Origin of the sequence: Faecalicatena fissicatena, from assembly GCF_016900595.1 — a bacterium.
In the GTDB taxonomy this organism is placed as follows: Bacteria; Bacillota; Clostridia; order Lachnospirales; family Lachnospiraceae; genus Claveliimonas; species Claveliimonas intestinigallinarum.
In genome coordinates this window covers 86,605-104,025 of sequence record NZ_JACLYY010000012.1, presented here as the reverse complement: position 1 = coordinate 104,025, position 17,421 = coordinate 86,605, and the positions used below count along the sequence as shown (strand labels likewise).

The 17,421-nt window shown below is 53.3% G+C and carries 17 protein-coding genes; all 17 read left to right on the top strand.

The features are described 5' to 3' along the window. A partial coding sequence (locus H7U36_RS12165; RefSeq protein ID WP_205156244.1) for a hypothetical protein occupies window positions 1-688 on the top strand: 688 nt, incomplete at its 5' end. Between the two features lie 109 nt (window positions 689-797). Continuing rightward, window positions 798-1,100, top strand: a complete 303-nt coding sequence (locus H7U36_RS12160) for a hypothetical protein (RefSeq protein ID WP_205156243.1) — start codon at window positions 798-800, stop codon at window positions 1,098-1,100. A gap of 117 nt (window positions 1,101-1,217) precedes the next feature. After that, window positions 1,218-1,838, top strand: a complete 621-nt coding sequence (locus H7U36_RS12155; RefSeq protein ID WP_033124272.1) for a DUF4867 family protein — start codon at window positions 1,218-1,220, stop codon at window positions 1,836-1,838. 36 nt (window positions 1,839-1,874) lie between these two features. Beyond that, window positions 1,875-3,359 (top strand): L-fucose/L-arabinose isomerase family protein, encoded by a 1,485-nt coding sequence (locus H7U36_RS12150; RefSeq protein WP_033124271.1) that lies wholly within the window; start codon window positions 1,875-1,877, stop codon window positions 3,357-3,359. Between the two features lie 77 nt (window positions 3,360-3,436). After that, window positions 3,437-4,894, top strand: a complete 1,458-nt coding sequence (gene xylB, locus H7U36_RS12145) for a xylulokinase (protein WP_205156242.1) — start codon at window positions 3,437-3,439, stop codon at window positions 4,892-4,894. Window positions 4,895-5,066: 172 nt separating this feature from the next. Continuing rightward, window positions 5,067-5,858, top strand: a complete 792-nt coding sequence (locus H7U36_RS12140; RefSeq protein ID WP_052083731.1) for a zinc dependent phospholipase C family protein — start codon at window positions 5,067-5,069, stop codon at window positions 5,856-5,858. A 22-nt stretch (window positions 5,859-5,880) separates the two neighbouring features. Next, on the top strand, window positions 5,881-6,849 hold the full coding sequence (locus H7U36_RS12135; RefSeq protein ID WP_408610363.1) for a DNA/RNA non-specific endonuclease: 969 nt from the start codon (window positions 5,881-5,883) through the stop codon (window positions 6,847-6,849). A 138-nt stretch (window positions 6,850-6,987) separates the two neighbouring features. Then, a complete protein-coding gene (locus tag H7U36_RS12130; protein ID WP_033124268.1) occupies window positions 6,988-7,575 on the top strand; it encodes a 50S ribosomal protein L25 in 588 nt (195 codons plus the stop codon). Between the two features lie 146 nt (window positions 7,576-7,721). Then, on the top strand, window positions 7,722-8,309 hold the full coding sequence (locus tag H7U36_RS12125) for a TetR/AcrR family transcriptional regulator (protein ID WP_033124267.1): 588 nt from the start codon (window positions 7,722-7,724) through the stop codon (window positions 8,307-8,309). Window positions 8,310-8,540: 231 nt separating this feature from the next. Beyond that, complete coding sequence (locus H7U36_RS12120) at window positions 8,541-9,245, top strand: DUF5058 family protein (RefSeq protein WP_205156241.1); 705 nt, start codon at window positions 8,541-8,543, stop codon at window positions 9,243-9,245. 12 nt (window positions 9,246-9,257) lie between these two features. Next, a complete protein-coding gene (locus tag H7U36_RS12115) occupies window positions 9,258-9,935 on the top strand; it encodes a hypothetical protein (RefSeq protein WP_033124265.1) in 678 nt (225 codons plus the stop codon). Between the two features lie 2 nt (window positions 9,936-9,937). Beyond that, window positions 9,938-11,218 carry an amidohydrolase family protein gene (locus tag H7U36_RS12110; RefSeq protein ID WP_205156240.1) on the top strand — a complete coding sequence of 427 codons (1,281 nt, stop codon included), beginning with the start codon at window positions 9,938-9,940 and terminating at the stop codon, window positions 11,216-11,218. Between the two features lie 156 nt (window positions 11,219-11,374). Next, on the top strand, window positions 11,375-12,358 hold the full coding sequence (locus tag H7U36_RS12105) for a hypothetical protein (protein ID WP_205156239.1): 984 nt from the start codon (window positions 11,375-11,377) through the stop codon (window positions 12,356-12,358). A gap of 2 nt (window positions 12,359-12,360) precedes the next feature. Further along, a complete protein-coding gene (locus tag H7U36_RS12100; RefSeq protein WP_033124262.1) occupies window positions 12,361-12,876 on the top strand; it encodes a methylated-DNA--[protein]-cysteine S-methyltransferase in 516 nt (171 codons plus the stop codon). A gap of 4 nt (window positions 12,877-12,880) precedes the next feature. Next, on the top strand, window positions 12,881-13,942 hold the full coding sequence (locus H7U36_RS12095; protein WP_191428894.1) for a LacI family DNA-binding transcriptional regulator: 1,062 nt from the start codon (window positions 12,881-12,883) through the stop codon (window positions 13,940-13,942). Between the two features lie 126 nt (window positions 13,943-14,068). Then, window positions 14,069-15,976, top strand: a complete 1,908-nt coding sequence (locus tag H7U36_RS12090; protein ID WP_205156238.1) for a PTS sucrose transporter subunit IIABC — start codon at window positions 14,069-14,071, stop codon at window positions 15,974-15,976. Window positions 15,977-15,991: 15 nt separating this feature from the next. Beyond that, window positions 15,992-17,407, top strand: a complete 1,416-nt coding sequence (locus H7U36_RS12085; protein ID WP_205156237.1) for a glycoside hydrolase family 32 protein — start codon at window positions 15,992-15,994, stop codon at window positions 17,405-17,407. Window positions 17,408-17,421: the final 14 nt, after the last annotated feature.

The following is a 17,421-nucleotide window of genomic DNA, read 5'->3' as shown; positions in this document are numbered from 1 at the left end:
AGATGTGTATAAGAGACAGGCTTATAAAAGAATGATTGTTATAGGAAAAATTGATGAATGTGGAATTAAACAGTTGATTGAAGAAATGTATTCTGTAAAAATAAATTCCCCATATTTACCTAAGTGTGATGTGTATTTTAAGCTGGATAGATGTGCTGTGATAAGACAATTGGAAAATATAATTGAGATTTTTTTCCCTGTAGACCCAATGTCGTTTGATACTATTAAGAAAAGAGCTTGCCAAGATTTGTGTTTAAGTATTATTGAAGATATATTACCGCGATTATCTAAGGAACTGTATGACAATGAAGAGAAAGTTATCTGTCATATTCTTCATTTGGGGAAGCAGGTTACACTTTTGCAAATACAAATTTGTTTAAATGATTATAACGGAAGATATTGTTCCAATACAGATTTTAAAACTTTATACGGAACCATGTTAGATTACGTTGATGAAGAGCTTTTTCAAGATATTAAAAATGATTATCTAAAAGGATTATACCAAGACTTAGAATTAAGTTTAGAAGTGGAAACATATGAATTAGAAAATTATTATGTATTTAGGGTAGTTCCACTAAATGTAAAGGAATATGTTAATGCAGTACAAGCTTTGTCTATATATGATATATTAGAGAAAATGGAGATAAGCATAGGGCAGTATATAAGGGAAATAAGACGAATTCTTTGAATATCACTAAAGATAGAAACTATAAAAATGCTTAATATTTATGGACGAAAAAAATTGTTTATGGTAATATCAATATCACCATAAACAGATACCATAAGGAGGAACAATAGTGGAAAGAGATGTTTTAAAAAAGGAGATGTCAAAGCTGCTGGATGAAAAATTTGCTCCTGTGTTCAGCGAAATAGCGAATTTAAAAAGCAAGGTGGAAAGTATGGAGGAGACGCTTGAACAAAAGACCTATGCAAGTCTAAAAATGGTTGCCGAAGATCATCTAAGCCTAACAAAGAAACTTGACGAAGCAGGCCTGACGGCAAGCGGTAAAGTTCGGCTACTCGTTCAGATTAACAATTTGGAAAGCGACCTGAAAAAGGCCAAGGAGGAACTGCTCCGTGCAGACGGTCCAGTGATATAGCAGAGAGAAGAGTGCAAAAAGACAAGAATTTGCCATAAAGAGCACAAAAAATTGGTGGTATTCAATAAAAAATGTTGATATACTGACTTTAGTGAATAAAAGAAGGAGGAGATGGACATGCAGATCCAGAAAGTGACGGATGCGTCCTTCAGGGCATACGGCAAGGTGCTGGAAGGCTATGATTTCGGCCGCCTGTTAAAGGAGATGGAGCACACGCCCCTGCCCGCTGACGATGTCATCTATGTGCCCTCTGTGGAGGAGCTGGAGACCCTTCCGGTGGCGGAGGAACTGAAAAACCGTGGGTTTGGCGGTCTGCCGATCGAGATCGGATACTGCAATGGAAACAATAAAAAGCTCAACGCATTGGAGTATCACCGCTCGTCAGAGATCAATGTGGCAGTGACGGATGCTATCCTGCTGATCGGAAAGCAGCAGGATGTGGAGCCGGATTACACCTACGATACATCGAAGGTGGAGGCATTTCTTGTTCCTGCCGGGACAGCCATAGAGGTGTATGCCACAACGCTTCACTACGCTCCCTGTACAGTGGGGGACAAGGAAGGCTTCCGCGTGGTAGTCGTGCTGCCTAAGGACACCAACACGGACCTGACCTTCCCTGTGGGAAAAGACGGGGAGGACAGGCTCATCACCGCAAAGAATAAGTGGCTTATCGCCCACGAGGAAGCAAAGATCGAGGGCGCGTTTAACGGATTAAAAGGAGAGAACATCACACTGTAGAATGTTTGATAAAATTTAAAGGAGGAATGAAACACTATGAACAACATGCCAGAAGTAAAAATCGGAGTTGTGGCTGTAAGCCGTGACTGTTTCCCGGAGAGTCTGTCTGTGACGAGAAGACAGAACCTAATGAAAGCCTACACAGAGAAGTACGGCTCAGAGGAGATCTATGAATGTCCTATCTGCATCGTGGAGAGTGAGATCCACATGGTGCAGGCTCTTGAGGATATCAAGAAGGCAGGCTGCAATGCTCTGTGCGTATACCTTGGAAACTTCGGACCGGAGATCTCCGAGACACTGCTTGCAAAGCACTTTGACGGACCGAAGATGTTCATCGCCGCTGCGGAGGAGTCAGGAAATGACCTTCTGGACGGAAGAGGAGACGCATACTGCGGTATGCTCAACGCAAGCTATAACCTGAAGCTGCGCAACGTAGGAGCCTACATTCCGGAGTATCCGGTAGGCGACGCTGAGGACTGCGCGGACATGATCCACGAGTTTGTTCCGATCGCAAAAGCAATTGTGGGACTGAACAACTTAAAGATCATCTCCTTCGGACCCCGTCCGCTGAACTTCCTCGCCTGCAACGCACCTATCAAGCAGCTCTACAACATCGGCGTGGAGATCGAGGAGAACTCAGAGCTCGACCTGTTCGAGGCTTTCAATAAGCACGCAGGGGATGAGAGAATTCCCGCCATTGTCAAGGAGATGGAAGAGGAGCTGGGAGCCGGAAACAAGAAGCCGGAGATCCTGTCCAAGCTGGCTCAGTATGAGCTGACTTTAAAAGACTGGGTGGAGGAGCACAGAGGCTACAGAAAATATGTGGCAATCGCCGGAAAATGCTGGCCTGCATTCCAGACACAGTTCGGCTTTGTGCCCTGCTATGTAAACAGCCGCCTGACAGCCCAGGGCATTCCGGTGTCCTGCGAGGTGGATATTTACGGAGCTCTCAGCGAGTTCATCGGAACCGTTGTGAGCAACGATACTGTCACCCTGCTTGACATCAACAACAGCGTGCCCAAGGATATGTACAACGAGGATATCAAGGGCAAATACAACTACACACTTCAGGATGTGTTCATGGGCTTCCACTGCGGAAACACAGCCTCCTCAAAGCTGTCCTTCTGCGAGATGAAGTACCAGAAGATCATGGCAAGAACGCTGCCTGAGGAAGTGACACAGGGAACTCTGGAGGGAGACATCGTTCCAGGCGATATCACATTCTTCCGCCTGCAGAGCACATCAGACAACATCCTCCGTGCGTACATCGCGCAGGGCGAGGTGCTTCCGGTGGCATCCAGATCCTTCGGAGCAATCGGCGTGTTCGCTATTCCGGAGATGGGACGCTTCTACCGCCATGTGCTGATCGAGGGAGGCTTCCCGCATCACGGGGCAGTCGCTTTCGGACATCACGGAAAAGCGCTGTATGAAGTGTTCAAATACATAGGCGTTCCGGTGGACGAGATCGGATACAACCAGCCGGCGGGCGTGAGATATCCGACAGAAAATCCCTGGAGATAAGTAAAAGAGCAGCTATATTGACAATACAACAGGGCGGGGTGACAGCATAACCCCGCCCTCTGTTTCAGGAGGTACATATGTTATATATTGGCGTGGATCTCGGCACATCAGCGGTGAAGCTCCTTCTGATGGACGAGACAGGAGATATCAAAAATATTGTGTCAAAGGAGTACCCTTTGTTCTTCCCTCATCCGGGCTGGTCTGAGCAGAACCCGGAGGACTGGTTTGAAAAGTCCATGGAGGGGATTCGAGAACTGACAGAAGGATTTGACAGGTCAAAGGTGGCGGGCATCAGCTTTGGCGGGCAGATGCACGGCCTGGTGGCCCTTGACAAGGATGATCAGGTGATCCGGCCGGCCATTCTCTGGAATGACGGCCGCACCGGGGAGGAGACCGACTACCTCAACAATGTGATCGGCAAGGACAAGCTTTCCCAGTACACAGCCAACATCGCCTTCGCGGGATTTACAGCCCCCAAGATCCTCTGGATGAAAAAGCACGAGCCGGAGAATTTTGCGAAGATTGTAAAGATCATGCTGCCCAAGGATTATCTGGCCTACAGGCTGTCCGGCTCCTTTTGCACAGATGTATCAGACGCCTCAGGCATGCTGCTGATGGATGTGAAGAACCGCTGCTGGTCCAAAGAGATGATGGAGATATGCGGCATTACAGAGGAGATGCTTCCAAAGCTTTATGAGAGCTACGAAGTAGTAGGAACTTTAAAGGAAGACGTAGCGGAAGCGCTGGGACTTTCAGCCGACGTAAAAGTGATCGCGGGCGCCGGGGACAATGCGGCTGCCGCTGTGGGAACCGGCACAGTAGGAGACGGCATGTGCAACATTTCCCTGGGCACATCCGGAACGATCTTTATCTCCAGCGAGAATTTCGGCGTGGATGAGAACAATGCCCTCCACTCCTTTGCCCATGCGGACGGAAACTACCACCTGATGGGATGTATGCTCAGCGCTGCCTCCTGCAATAAGTGGTGGATGGAGGATATTTTAAAGACAAAGGATTTCGGAAAGGAGCAGGAGGAGATCCAGAAGCTGGGAGAGAACAATGTGTTCTTCCTTCCCTACCTTATGGGAGAGCGCTCTCCTCACAATAATCCGGACGCGAGAGCCATGTTCATCGGCATGTCCATGGACACCACAAGAGAGGATATGACCCAGGCTGTGCTGGAGGGTGTCGCCTTTGGCCTTCGGGACTCCCTGGAGGTGGCCAGAAGTCTGGGCATCCAGATCGAGCGGACGAAGATCTGCGGCGGAGGAGCCAAGAGCCCTCTCTGGAAGAAGATCATTGCCAATGTCATGAATCTGAAGGTGGATGTGATCGAGAGCGAGGAGGGCCCGGCCCTGGGCGGCGCCATGCTGGCGGCTGTGGGCTGCGGCGAGTACCCGGATGTGAAGACCATCGCGGAGAAGATCGTGAAGGTCGTGGACACTGTTGAGCCGGAGGAGGAGCTGGTGAAAAAGTACGAGGAGAAGTACCAGAAGTTCCGCACCATCTATCCCACGGTGAAGTGTCTGTATTAAAAAACAGGATGAAAAAACAGCAGGCTCCAAAATCCCTCATACGGGTTTTGGAGCTTTTATACTCTTGTTATCTGTCAAAAAACGGATTATAATGAGGTCATGCGGCGGTAAAGTGAACAACAGACAAACACAGAGCCGCAAAAATAGATCAGAAAAGATTGGAGATATCATCATGCCCGCATTTTACGCACATGACCGGTTTGGGAGAAAGGTGTATTCCAGACTGGACGGAGAGATAAAACAGACGATCAAAAAGCACAGCCGGCAGTTCCGGATCGGGCTGCAGGGACCGGATCTCTTTTTCTTTTACCGGCCCTGGCATCCAAATAAGGTCTCCAAATATGGAAATCATCTCCATGAGATATCTGCCTATCCCTTTTTCCGACACGGGGCGGCTGTAGTCAGGGAGAAAGGGCGAACAAGTAAGGAGTATGCCTATCTTCTGGGCTTTGTGTGCCATTTTATCCTGGACAGCGAGTGCCATCCCTTTGTGGAGGCCTATATAAAGAAGAGCGGCGTACAGCACCTGGAGATCGAGGAGGAGTTTGAGAAGCTGCTCCTGCGGATGGACGGGAAGGATCCCTTTGCCTATCCTCTGGCAGATCTGGTGCCGGCGGACGAGACCACGGCGGAGGCCATCTGCCCCTTCTACGATGACATCACAGAGGAGACGGCCCTCACGGCCCTCAGAGATATGCGACTGGTGAAGAGAATTTTCACCGCGCCGGGAAGACTGAAGCACGACACCATCAACACAGTGATGAAGCTGACTGGGAAGTACCCCTACATGAAGGGACTGATGAACCAGCACAGGGATAACCTGCGGTGCAGAAGGAGCAGCCAGGAGCTGCTGCGACGGTTTGACGGAGCGGTAAAGATCGCTGTGGATATGATCTACAGCCTGGATGAGACGATACAGACCGGAAAGGAGCTGAACAGGCGGTTTGACAGAACATTCGAATAGGAGAGAAGGACAGAACCGCGGAATATGGAAATACAGGAGAAGAACGGCCGGCGCATATGTTCTTGCGCTGGCGGTTCTTCTCCTTTCTTCCTGCCAGAGCATACCGGAAGCTGGCTTGCCCGGGACCCCCACCGCTCCCGTCTCGTCTGCCGGCACGGTCTCTGTCACGGAGGAGGAGATCGCTCTCGGGGATATACCGGAGTACAGCGGCGACCCCTACGTGGAGGTGGAGAACGGCCAGCCGGACTTTGCGGAGGAGGAGATGACGGAGGAGCCCTACGAGTCCTACAGTGACCTGGACGAGCTGGGCAGATGTCAGGAGGCCCAGGCCTGTGTGGGACAGGAGACCATGCCTGACGGGGAGCGGGAGAGCATCAGCGAGGTGAAGCCTACCGGGTGGCAGTCCGTGGAGTATGACGGGGTGGACGGAGGCTACCTCTACAACCGGTGTCATCTCATCGGCTACCAGCTTACCGCGGAGAACGCCAATGAGAAAAATCTGATCACAGGCACCCGATATATGAACACAGAGGGCATGCTTCCCTTTGAGGACGAAGTGGCCGACTATGTGGAGGAGACAGGGAACCATGTCCTGTACCGGGTGACTCCTGTGTTCGAGGGGGACAATCTGGTAGTCTCCGGTGTGTGGATGGAGGCCGAGTCCGTGGAGGACGACGGCCAGGGCGTCTCCTTTAACGTGTACGTCTACAATGTGCAGCCCGGCATAGAGATCGACTACGCCCAGGGGGACAGCCGGGAGGCGCAGGACGGCAGCCAGGCGCAAAGCGGCCAGGCCGATGCCAGCCAGGCACAGGGGGCGGACGACGGCCAGGAGCGAACCTACATCCTCAACAGGAATACCCGCAAATTCCACGACCCGGGCTGCGCCAGCGTGGAGGATATCAAGGAAAAGAATAAAGAGGAGTATACCGGGGACAGGCAGCAGCTCCTTGATGAGGGATATGAACCCTGCGGCAGATGCTGCCCGTAAAAAAATTGAAAAAAACTCTTGTGTTATCTATCATAGGTGTTATAATATACGTGTAACAAGAAAACATACTTAACTGACCTCTTTGTTTTGCAAAGTTGAAGGCTGCTAAGCATCATCAGATTTTGGAGGAAAAGATAAATGAATACTTTAAAAGCTGAAAAGAGAAACATGCAGACAAAAGCAAAGAAATTAAGAAGAGAAGGATTTGTTACCGGCAATGTATTTGGCAGGGAAATGAAGGAGTCCATGCCGATCCAGATTTTGAAGGCCGATGCGGAGCGTCTTGTAAAGACACACGGAAAGGGAAGCCAGATTATGCTGGAGGTAGACGGACAGACCATGGACGTCCTTGTAAAAGAGATTGATTTCAACCCCCTCAAGACAGAGATTTACGAGATTGATTTTCAGGCTCTGGTGAGCGGTGAGAAGGTACACTCTGTCGCAGAGGTGATCCTGCTGAACCATGAGAAGGTCAACACAGGGCTTGTGAACCAGATGCTCCATGAGATCGCCTTCAAGGCTGTTCCCGCTGCGCTGGTAGAGAAAGTCGAGATAGATGTAGGAGATATGAAGCTGGGAGACTCCATCCAGGTTAAGGATCTGGATATCGCGAAGAATAAAGATATCGATCTGATCACCAATCCGGAGACAACGGTTGTGGCTGTCACAGAGATTCACAACCAGCCGGTGGAGGATGCCGAGGAGGACGCCGAGGCGGAAGCATAGGAGTGCGGCAGATATTCTCCGGCTACAGGATAGAATAAGGAAAAGACTGTGTGTGAAAGCACAGTCTTTTTTTGCGTTTTATGGTTACAAACCGCGGTTTCTGTGATAATATCTAAAGATAGACTGAGAAAAGGAGTACAGCACATATGGATCTGAAGAAAAAGATCATGGAGGCAGCCTGGGAGCTGTTCCAGGAGAAGGGGTACACAGCGACCACAGTCAATGAGATCATCGAGAAGGCGGGGACGTCCAAGGGCGGATTTTACTACTATTTTCATGCCAAGGACGAGCTTTTGAACTCTCTGTACTATTTCTTTGACCGGGAATATGAAAAGTATTATCAGAGCATGGACAAATCCCTGAACTACATCATGCAGATCAAGCTGCTGAACCAGTATGTGTTCTACTTTATCGAGGGGAATGTAAAGGTAGATCTTCTGGCGTCCCTGTACAGGTCTCAGCTGGCTGAAAAGAAGCAGACCCACTTTCTGGATCCGAACAGATATTATATCAGACTTGTCAAAAGACTGATCACGGAGGGGCAGAAGAAGGGAGAGATACGGTCAGACCTGACTGCGGACGAGCTGGTCAAGCATATACTCCTCGTGGAGCGGGGACTCCTCACAGACTGGTGTGTGGAGGACGGGGGGTATTCTCTGGGCTATTTCGGCGCCCACAGCTTTAATCTTTATATGGAATTTCTGGAGCCATCCGGGAAGGACGCAGAAGAGTAGAGGCAATCTTCTCTTCTGCGATTTTTTATCTATTAGCAAACCGCGGTCTTTTTTTTCAAGGGTAAATATACACAAAATATTATCTGAAAATTATCTAACATTCACAAATAAAATAGAAAATATTTCACAAAAATCCATATTATAGGGACAACATACTTGTATGAAAGCGAAGATCGTGATACAATTAACGAAAATCAACAGACCACGGTTTCTAAAGGAAGGAGTGATACTATGAGTTATAGTGATATATGCAACGCACCGTGGATGTACATCTGGGTAGGAGTTTTATTGATCGCAGTGATTGTCCAGTGCCTGATCTTCATGAAAAAGGCGTGGACGAGGGCGAGGGGGCTGGGCCTTTCCAACCAGCAGATAAGAAAAGGCCTGACCACGGGAGTGACCATCAGCATTGTGCCGACTCTGCCGGTCCTGGTCGTATTTTTGTCCCTCATGCCTCTTCTCGGGGCTCCTCTGCCCTGGCTTCGGCTCTCAGTGATCGGATCCGCGTACTATGAGACCTACGCGGCTACTACCGCGCTGGAGTGCGTGGGCGAGTCCCTGACGGTAAACGGGTACTCGGCTATAGGCTGGATCGCGGCTGCCTGGGTCATGACAGTGGGAGGAAGCGCCTGTATCCTCTGGTCCACCATCATGATCAAGCCCATCTCCTCCCTTTACAATAAGGCGGAGAAGATTGATATGGGCCTTGTGCTCGCTATCGGAAGCGGCTGCCTGGCCGGTGTAATGGCATATGTCTCTGTGGCATACGGCTTCGGACAGATGTCCACCCAGGGCGTGGTCTTCCTGATCAGCTTTGCGGCGGGCGCGGTTTTAGTTATTCTACATAAGAAATTTCCAAAGCTGAAATGGCTATCTGATTATATCATGGCTATCAGCATGCTGATCGGAATGGCGGCAGCGTGCATCATTTTTTAAGGAGGGAACGGTATGAAGCTACAGTCTAGAGAAGATTTCAACAAGTGGACACACAGATTTGGCATACTGTCCAGCCTGATACTTTTTGTGGGAATGACCGCATTCCCGGTAGTGGCCAGCGCGGTGTACGGTCTGTGGCCGGACTTCAGAGCGCTGTGGCCCGGGTTTATCGCGGTGATCCTGTTCATGGCCCCCTACTGGCCGGCTGAGACCATCGGGTACATGCCCGTCATGGGACCGGGAGCTCTGTACATGTCCTATATCACGGGCAATGTCACGAACCTGAGGATGCCCGCCACGGTAGGGACCATCAATTCCCTGGGGATCAAGCCCAACACAGATGCCTGCCACACAATGGCTATCATTGCCTGCGGCGCGTCGGTTATCACTACAGTGGCCATCGTGGCCATCGGCGTTGTGGTCGCGGCGCCTCTCTCGCCGGTGCTCAACTCGCCTACGCTGCAGCCGGCCTTTGACTACGTAGTGCCTGCCCTCTTTGGAGGACTGGTGGCCCAGACGATACTGAAGGGGAAGAAGCAGTTCGGATTTTACCTTGTTCCCCTGGCGGTCTGCCTTGTGTGCTGTTATTTCACCCCTATCAGCGGGGCCTACTATATGCTGATCGCTATCGCTGTCTCTGCGGCGATCTACATCGTGGATTATAAGAAAGGAAAAGAAAAGGAGGAGTAATCATGGGAAAACTGACGTACATTATCTGCGGAAAGCTCTATGACGGCATAGACCGGGAGCTGAAGGACAATCAAAAAATCCTGATCGAGGACGACAGGATCGTGGAGGTGGGACCGGAGGTACAGCAGCCCGAGTCAGCCCAGGTCATTGACCTGTCAGACACCACAGTCACACCGGGCATGATCGATGCCCACATGCACATGGACAATATTGACTGGCATACGATCCGCCAGGAGGTCTACTACACCTCCGAGGAGCACAAGGCGCTTGGCATTCTTCGGACGGCACAGAAGGCTCTCTCCCGCGGGTTTACGACGGTTCGTCATCCCGGCGGGATCACCTCCAACGGGTTCGGCGTGCTGGATGTGAGAGATATGATCAACCAGGGATATTTCTCCGGATCCAGGATCGTGGCGGCCGCAAGGCTGATCTGCACGGCAGGGAGCCACGGGGATCTCTCCCAGACCTTTGCCAGGAGGCCGGAGTTCTCCTTTGCTGTCCAGAATATGATCAGCTCTCTGGGGGCAGGAAAGGACTTCTTCGCAAACGCGGTCCGCGAAGAGATCAAGGCAGGATCAGACTTTATCAAGATCATGGCCACAGGCGGCTTCTTTACACCCTACGACAATCCGCGGCAGCAGCAGATGAATGACGAGGAGATGGAGGCAGTCATCCGCACCGCCCATGAGTGGGGTAAGACAGTCACCGCCCACGTGTACAGCCCGGACCATATCCGCAAGCTGGTGGGCTTTGGCATCGACGGACTGGAGCACTGCTCCCTTCTGGACGAGGAGACAGCCCAGATCGTAGAGGAGGCAGGAGCCTACATTGTTCCTACCTTCTGCCCCTACGAGGAGGCGGTCCACTATGATCCGGTGAAGATCCAGACCAAGCAGCCGGAGTTCCGGGCCAAGCTGGAGTACTACAAGGACGCTCTTCAGGCCGGGCGTGAGGTCATCAAGAACTGCAAGTGTAAGCTGGGCTACGGCACAGACCAGGTGGCTACCCACCAGAACTATGAGAGCGGCTATGAGTACAAGGCATGGCTGGAGAGCGGCATGGATCCCTTCCGGGCCCTGGAGGCAGCCACTAGGATCAACGCTGAGATCCTGCAGCTGGACGATAGGATCGGCACCATCGAAAAGGGCAAGCTGGCGGACATCTCCGCATGGAAACGGGATCTGATGACAGATCCCAAGGCGCTTCTCGACTGCGCCTTTGTCATGAAGGAGGGCGTGGTATATCCCACAGAGAGATGCGAGGATATGGACGAGGACGCATAGATATTTGCGGCATATGAAATCGGATACATAAAAGGAAACAGGATAAAAGGGCGTGCGGAGCTTTTCCCCGCACGCCCTTTTATCTTGTGCGCCGGAGAGAAAAAAGCTATAATGCAGATAAAGAAAAAAATGGGAGGTGTTTGCATGTTCCCTCGTATGGCACTCATCCACAATCAGGACTACAACAGCGTAAGACTTGGGGATGTGGAGGAAGAATTCAAAAAAAGACTGAAGGGTCTTCAGCTTTCCACAGAGGAGATTCGTGGGAAGAGAGTGGGGATTGCTGTGGGAAGCAGGGGCATTGACAAGATACAGCAGATCGTCCGCATGACTGTGGAGGCGGTGAGAAAGTCAGGGGGAGAGCCGTATATCTTCGGCGCTATGGGCTCCCACGGAAACGGCACGGCCCGGGGGCAGCGGGAGATTTTGGCCTCTCTGGGCGTGACGGAGGAGGAGACGGGGGCTCCGGTGCTCTTCGGCGTGCTCCTGACAGAGAATGCAGTCCATGAGCTGAACGGTATCTATATGGAAAGACCGGAGAATTTTCTGGAGACGGAGAAGAGACTCTTGGAAGAGGTGAAAAGCGGCCGCATGAAGCTTCCCTCAGACAGGATCGATGTGCTGATCGTGGATGAGATGGGGAAAAATATTTCCGGCTCCGGCATGGACACAAAGGTCATAGGGCGGGTGTACGTGACCGGTCAGAAGGAGCCAAAGAGCCCCAGGGTAAAAAGGCTGGCGGTGCTGGGCCTTACAGAGGAGTCCCAAGGCAATGCCATCGGGATCGGGCTGGCGGACTTTTCCACCAGGGCCGTGCTGGAGAAAATCGATTTTGCCGCCACGGCAAAGAACGCGGTGGCCTCTATGGCTCCGGCACAGGGAAAGATCCCCTGCATTTTGGAAAATGACAGGGAAGCCATCCGGGCGGCTCTGGAGACGGCCGGACTGGAGGACGCGGAAAAGGCCAGGGGGGTCCGCATTGAGAACACGAACCAGATTGCACGGCTTTATGTGTCGGAGGCGCTGTATGGGGAGCTGAAGGACAACCCGCAGATCCGCCTGCTGGAAGGGCCGGTAGCGCTGGAGTTTGACGGGCAGGGCAATCTGAATCCCGGCCATTACGGGAAAGGAGATAAATGAGAATGGAATACACATGCGGGTACAGCTCCCCCATTGGCGAGATGACCATGGCCTCGGACGGCATACATCTGACGGGCCTCTGGTTTGACGGGCAGAAATATTTCGGAAGCACGCTGGATAAGGAGCGCGAAGAGCTGCCGGAGCACAGGGCGGGGGAGGATATCCCTGTGTTTGGGCAGACGAAGAAATGGCTGGACGCCTATTTCGCGGGGGAGCGCCCTATGTCCCGGCCTCCTCTTGCCCCCAAGGGCTCCGCTTTCCGGCGGCAGGTGTGGGAGCTCCTCCTTGCAATCCCCTACGGGGAAACGAGGACATACGGAGATCTGGCGAAGGCCCTGTCCGGGGAGAAGACAGGCATGTCCGCACAGGCTGTGGGCGGAGCTGTGGGACACAATCCCATCTCCATCATCATTCCCTGCCACCGCGTCCTGGGAAGCGGCGGACAGCTTACCGGCTACGCGGGGGGACTGGACAAAAAGGAATATCTGCTGAAGCTGGAGAGAAGGGAGAGACACTGAACCTATGACTATCAAGGAAATCGCGCAGCTGGCCGGTGTGTCCAGCGCCGCCGTGTCCAGGTATCTGAACGGGGGCTATGTCAGCGAGGAGAAGAAGGACAAGATCAGGCGGGTTATCGAGGAGACGGGCTACCAGCCTTCCGCCCAGGCCAGGATGCTGCGGACAAAGCGGGCCTGCCTTGTGGGGGTGGTGGTGCCCAAGATTAATTCCGAGTCCATCAGCCGGATCACAGCGGGCATCGAGAGCGTCCTCTCCTCCAGGGGATATCAGATGCTGCTGGCCAGCACGGACAACGATCCGGCAAAGGAGCTCACATACCTGAAGCTGTTTGAAAATTACCCGGTGGACGGTATCATCCTTATCGGCACGGTGATTACGCCAAAGCACCGGGAGTTCCTGAAGGGCGCCAGGGCGCCGGTGGTCGTGGTAGGGCAGTACACCAGATATGCCAATTGCATCTATCACGACGACTACGGCGCCGGGAAGGCCATGGGGAAGCTGGCGGCAAAGGAGGCGGCCGGGCGCGGCCGGATAGCCTACATCGGCGTGACAAGGGAGGACCGGGCCGTGGGTGTATCCCGGGAGGACGGCTTCCGGGCCGGACTGCGGGCAGCAGGCATGGAGATTGAGGAGGACTGCTTTCGGCGGGCTCAGTTTACCATGGACTCGGGCTTTGCGGCGGCTCTGGAGCTTCTGCAAAAAAAGCGGGATATAGGCGTTCTGTCCTGCGCTACAGACACCATCGCGGCGGGGGCCATTGAGGCCCTGCTGGTCTACACCCGGGCGGAAATTCCCAGATCCGCTGTACAGTCCGGCGGCAGGATGGAATATATATTGAACCGCACCGGGATCCGGGTGACTGGCTTTGGGGACAACCAGTTCCTGAAGGCTGTCACAGGGGGGATTCCCACTGTACATTTTGGATATAAGACGAGCGGCATCCGGGGGGCGGAGCTGCTCCTGGACGTGATCGAGAGGGGAGAGCAGATCCCTGTGGAGATGAAGCTGGGCTTCCGGCTGGTCAGTGGTCAGGAGAATGAAAATAATATCGATTTCACAAAATAGTGCAACATGCACAAAACAGGGAAACCAAAATCGGCAAAAATTCCGTCTTTACAAACGGGAGTTTTGCCGATATTATTTTATATGGAAAATATGAAAACGATTACATATAAAGGAAGGAGAGAACTTATGGATTACAGAAAGACCGCGCAGGAAATTCTGGACAAAGTAGGCGGCAGCCAAAATATCGTGTCCGCCGCCCACTGCGCCACCAGGCTCCGACTTGTCATCGCTGACAATTCCAAGGCGGACAAGGAGGCCATTGAAAATGTGGAGGGAGTCAAGGGCGTGTTTGAGGCCTCCGGACAGCTCCAGATCATTCTGGGAACCGGAACCGTAAACAAAGTGTTTGACGAGTTTATTGAAATCGGCAACATCACAGCCAGCACGAAGGCCGAGGCAAAGGAGGCGGCGGCCCAGAGGCAGAACGTGTTCATGCGGGCTATTAAGCTGCTGGGTGACATTTTCGTGCCCATCATCCCGGCCATCGTCGCCAGCGGTTTCCTGATGGGGATCATGAATTCCCTGGACTTTATGATCAACAACGGATTTATTAACATGGATACGAGCAGCTCTATCTACGTGTTTGCCAGCCTGTTCAGCAACACGGCCTACACGTTTCTGCAGATCCTGATCGCCTTCTCGGCGGCCAAGGCATTTGGAGCCAACCCCTATCTGGGAGCGGTCATCGGCATGATCATGATCAACCCGTCCCTGCAGAACGCCTACACAGTGGCCACGGAGGGAGTGCAGCAGACTCAGTCCGTGTTTTTCGGGCTCTACGATATTGACATGGTGGGATACCAGGGCCATGTGATCCCTGTGGTCATCGCCGTGTGGCTTCTGTCCGTCATCGAGAAAAAGCTTCACAAGGTGGTGCCGGAGGTGCTGGACCTGTTTGTCACACCCCTTGTCAGCGTGTTTGTCACCGGCTATCTGACGCTGTCCATCATCGGCCCTGTCTTTGTCTGGGCTGAGAACGCCATCCTGGGAGGCATCCAGTGGCTGCTGACCCTGCCCCTTGGGCTGGGAAGCCTTGTCATGGGAGCGCTCTACGCGCCCACCGTTGTCACCGGCATTCACCAGATGTACACGGCCATCGATATCGGGCAGATCGCCCAGTACGGCGTCACCTACTGGCTGCCCCTGGCGAGCGCGGCCAACATCGCCCAGGGAGCGGCGGCTCTGGCTGTGGCGGTTAAATCCAGGGACAAGAAGATCAAATCACTGGCTCTGCCCTCTTCCCTGAGCGCTTTCATGGGCATTACCGAGCCCGCCATCTTCGGTGTGAACCTGCGGTTCTTCAAGCCCTTCATCGCAGGATGTATCGGTGGAGGCTGCGGAGCCCTCTACGCCTCCATCGTCCATCTGGGGGCAAAGGGGACCGGCGTGACCGGTATCTTCGGCATCCTGCTCTGTCTGGACACACCGGTGCAGTACCTGATCGAGATGGTGATCGCTGTGGGCGTTGCCTTTGTCCTCTCCTTTATCCTGTATAAGGATGCGCAGCCGGCAGATGTACAGACAGCGGACGCTCAGGAGGAAGAGACAAAGGAGGAGACAAAGGAGGAGGAGACGAAGGAGGAGGAGCTCCACAGCCCGGCCGTGGGAAAGCTGATCCCCCTCACAGAAGTGAAGGATGAGACATTTGCATCGGAGATCCTGGGCGCTACCGTGGCTGTGGTCCCCTCAGACGGAAGGATCCTGGCACCCTGCGACGCCACCGTGTCCAGCATTTACGACACAGGCCACGCCGTGTGCCTGACCACAAGGACAGGCGGAGAGCTTCTGATCCACATCGGCATCGACACGGTGAAGATGGAGGGAAAAGGATTTACAAAGAAGGTCGCTGACGGCGACCAGGTGAAGGCGGGAGATGTGCTGGTGGAGGCGGATCTTGACGCTATCCGGGACGCAGGCTACGACACGGCCACCATGATGATCCTGACCAATGCGGACGACTATGCCAGCACGCAGAAGGCCGAGCCGGGCCAGGTGGATCCGTCCAGCATTGTCATGAAGATTGAGAAAGCATAAAAAGCAGGTGAGCATATGAACGCATTGACGAGAGATTTAAAGCAGCTGGTGGAGCTGGCGGAGAAGGCAGCGCCGGCCGGGGGGCACTTCCGCCAGAAGATCCACCTGATGCCCCCCACAGGGTGGCTCAACGATCCCAATGGGCTGTGCCAGTTCAAGGGCCTTTTTCACGCGTTTTTTCAGTATTCTCCCTTCAATCCGGAGGGGGGCGTGAAAATGTGGGGACACTGCACAAGCAGGGATATGGTGCATTGGGAGTACCAGGGCACAGCCCTCTATCCGGACCAGCCCTTTGACTGCCACGGCGCCTACTCCGGATGTGCTCTTGTGGAGGACGGAAGGATGTACCTCTATTACACCGGTAACGTGAAGCTGGAGGACCGGGAGTACGACTATGTGCTGGCCGGACGGGAGGGCAACACCGTGCTGGTGGAGAGTGAAGATGGCTTTAGCATGGGGAGAAAGCAGCTCCTCATGAGAAATGAGGATTACCCTGCGGATCTCAGCTGTCACGTGCGGGATCCGAAGGTGTGGAAGCAGGACGGCCGGTACTACATGATCCAGGGAGTCAGGACAAAGGAGGATGTGGGGGAGGCCCAGATCTTCGTGTCCGGTGACAGGCTGTCCTGGAGCCCTCTGAAGCGGATCCGCACAGGGGAGCCCTTTGGCTACATGTGGGAGTGCCCGGACTACATGGATGTGGACGGGCAGAAGCTCCTCTCGGCCTCCGTCCAGGGTCTGGAGGGAGATAAGTGGAGGGACCAAAATGTGTACCAGTCCGGTTATTTCTATATAGAAGGGGATATCCTGGGAGAGTACAGCCTCTCAGAGTACCAGCTCTGGGACTGCGGATTTGACTTCTATGCGCCTCAGAGCTTTGTGACAGAGGATGGCCGGGTGGTCCTGGTGGCCTGGATGGGCATGCCGGACTGCCCGGAGTACGGCAACGAACCGGCTCTCGCGGAGGGGTGGCAGCACTGCTTCACCTTCCCAAGGGAGATTTTTATCAGGGACGGCGCTGTGCGCCAGAGGCCTGTCCGGGAGCTGGAGAAGCTTAAGAGAAAGGTGAAGGAAGCGCAGGACCGCCTTGAGGCGGAGTGCCCGTCGGCCTGGGAGGCAGACATCACAGGCATCCAGGGCGGAGCCTTCCGGGCGGTGCTGGGCGGCGGTCTGGCGCTGACATACACCGGCAGCCGCTTTGAAATGCGCTTTGAGGGCCCGGAGGGAGAGAGGATCTCCGGCGGAAGGAGACTCAGGTATCAGGAGATGAAAAGCCTGGACAGCGTGAAGATACTGGGGGATGCCTCCTCTGTGGAGGTGTTCGTGAACGGCGGAGAATATGTCTTTACCACCAGGTACTATCCGGAGACTCGCACCCTGGAGGCGGAGGCAGACGGGGCAGAGATTTCCCTGTACTCTGTTGAGTTGTAAAAAAAGAAAAGGGA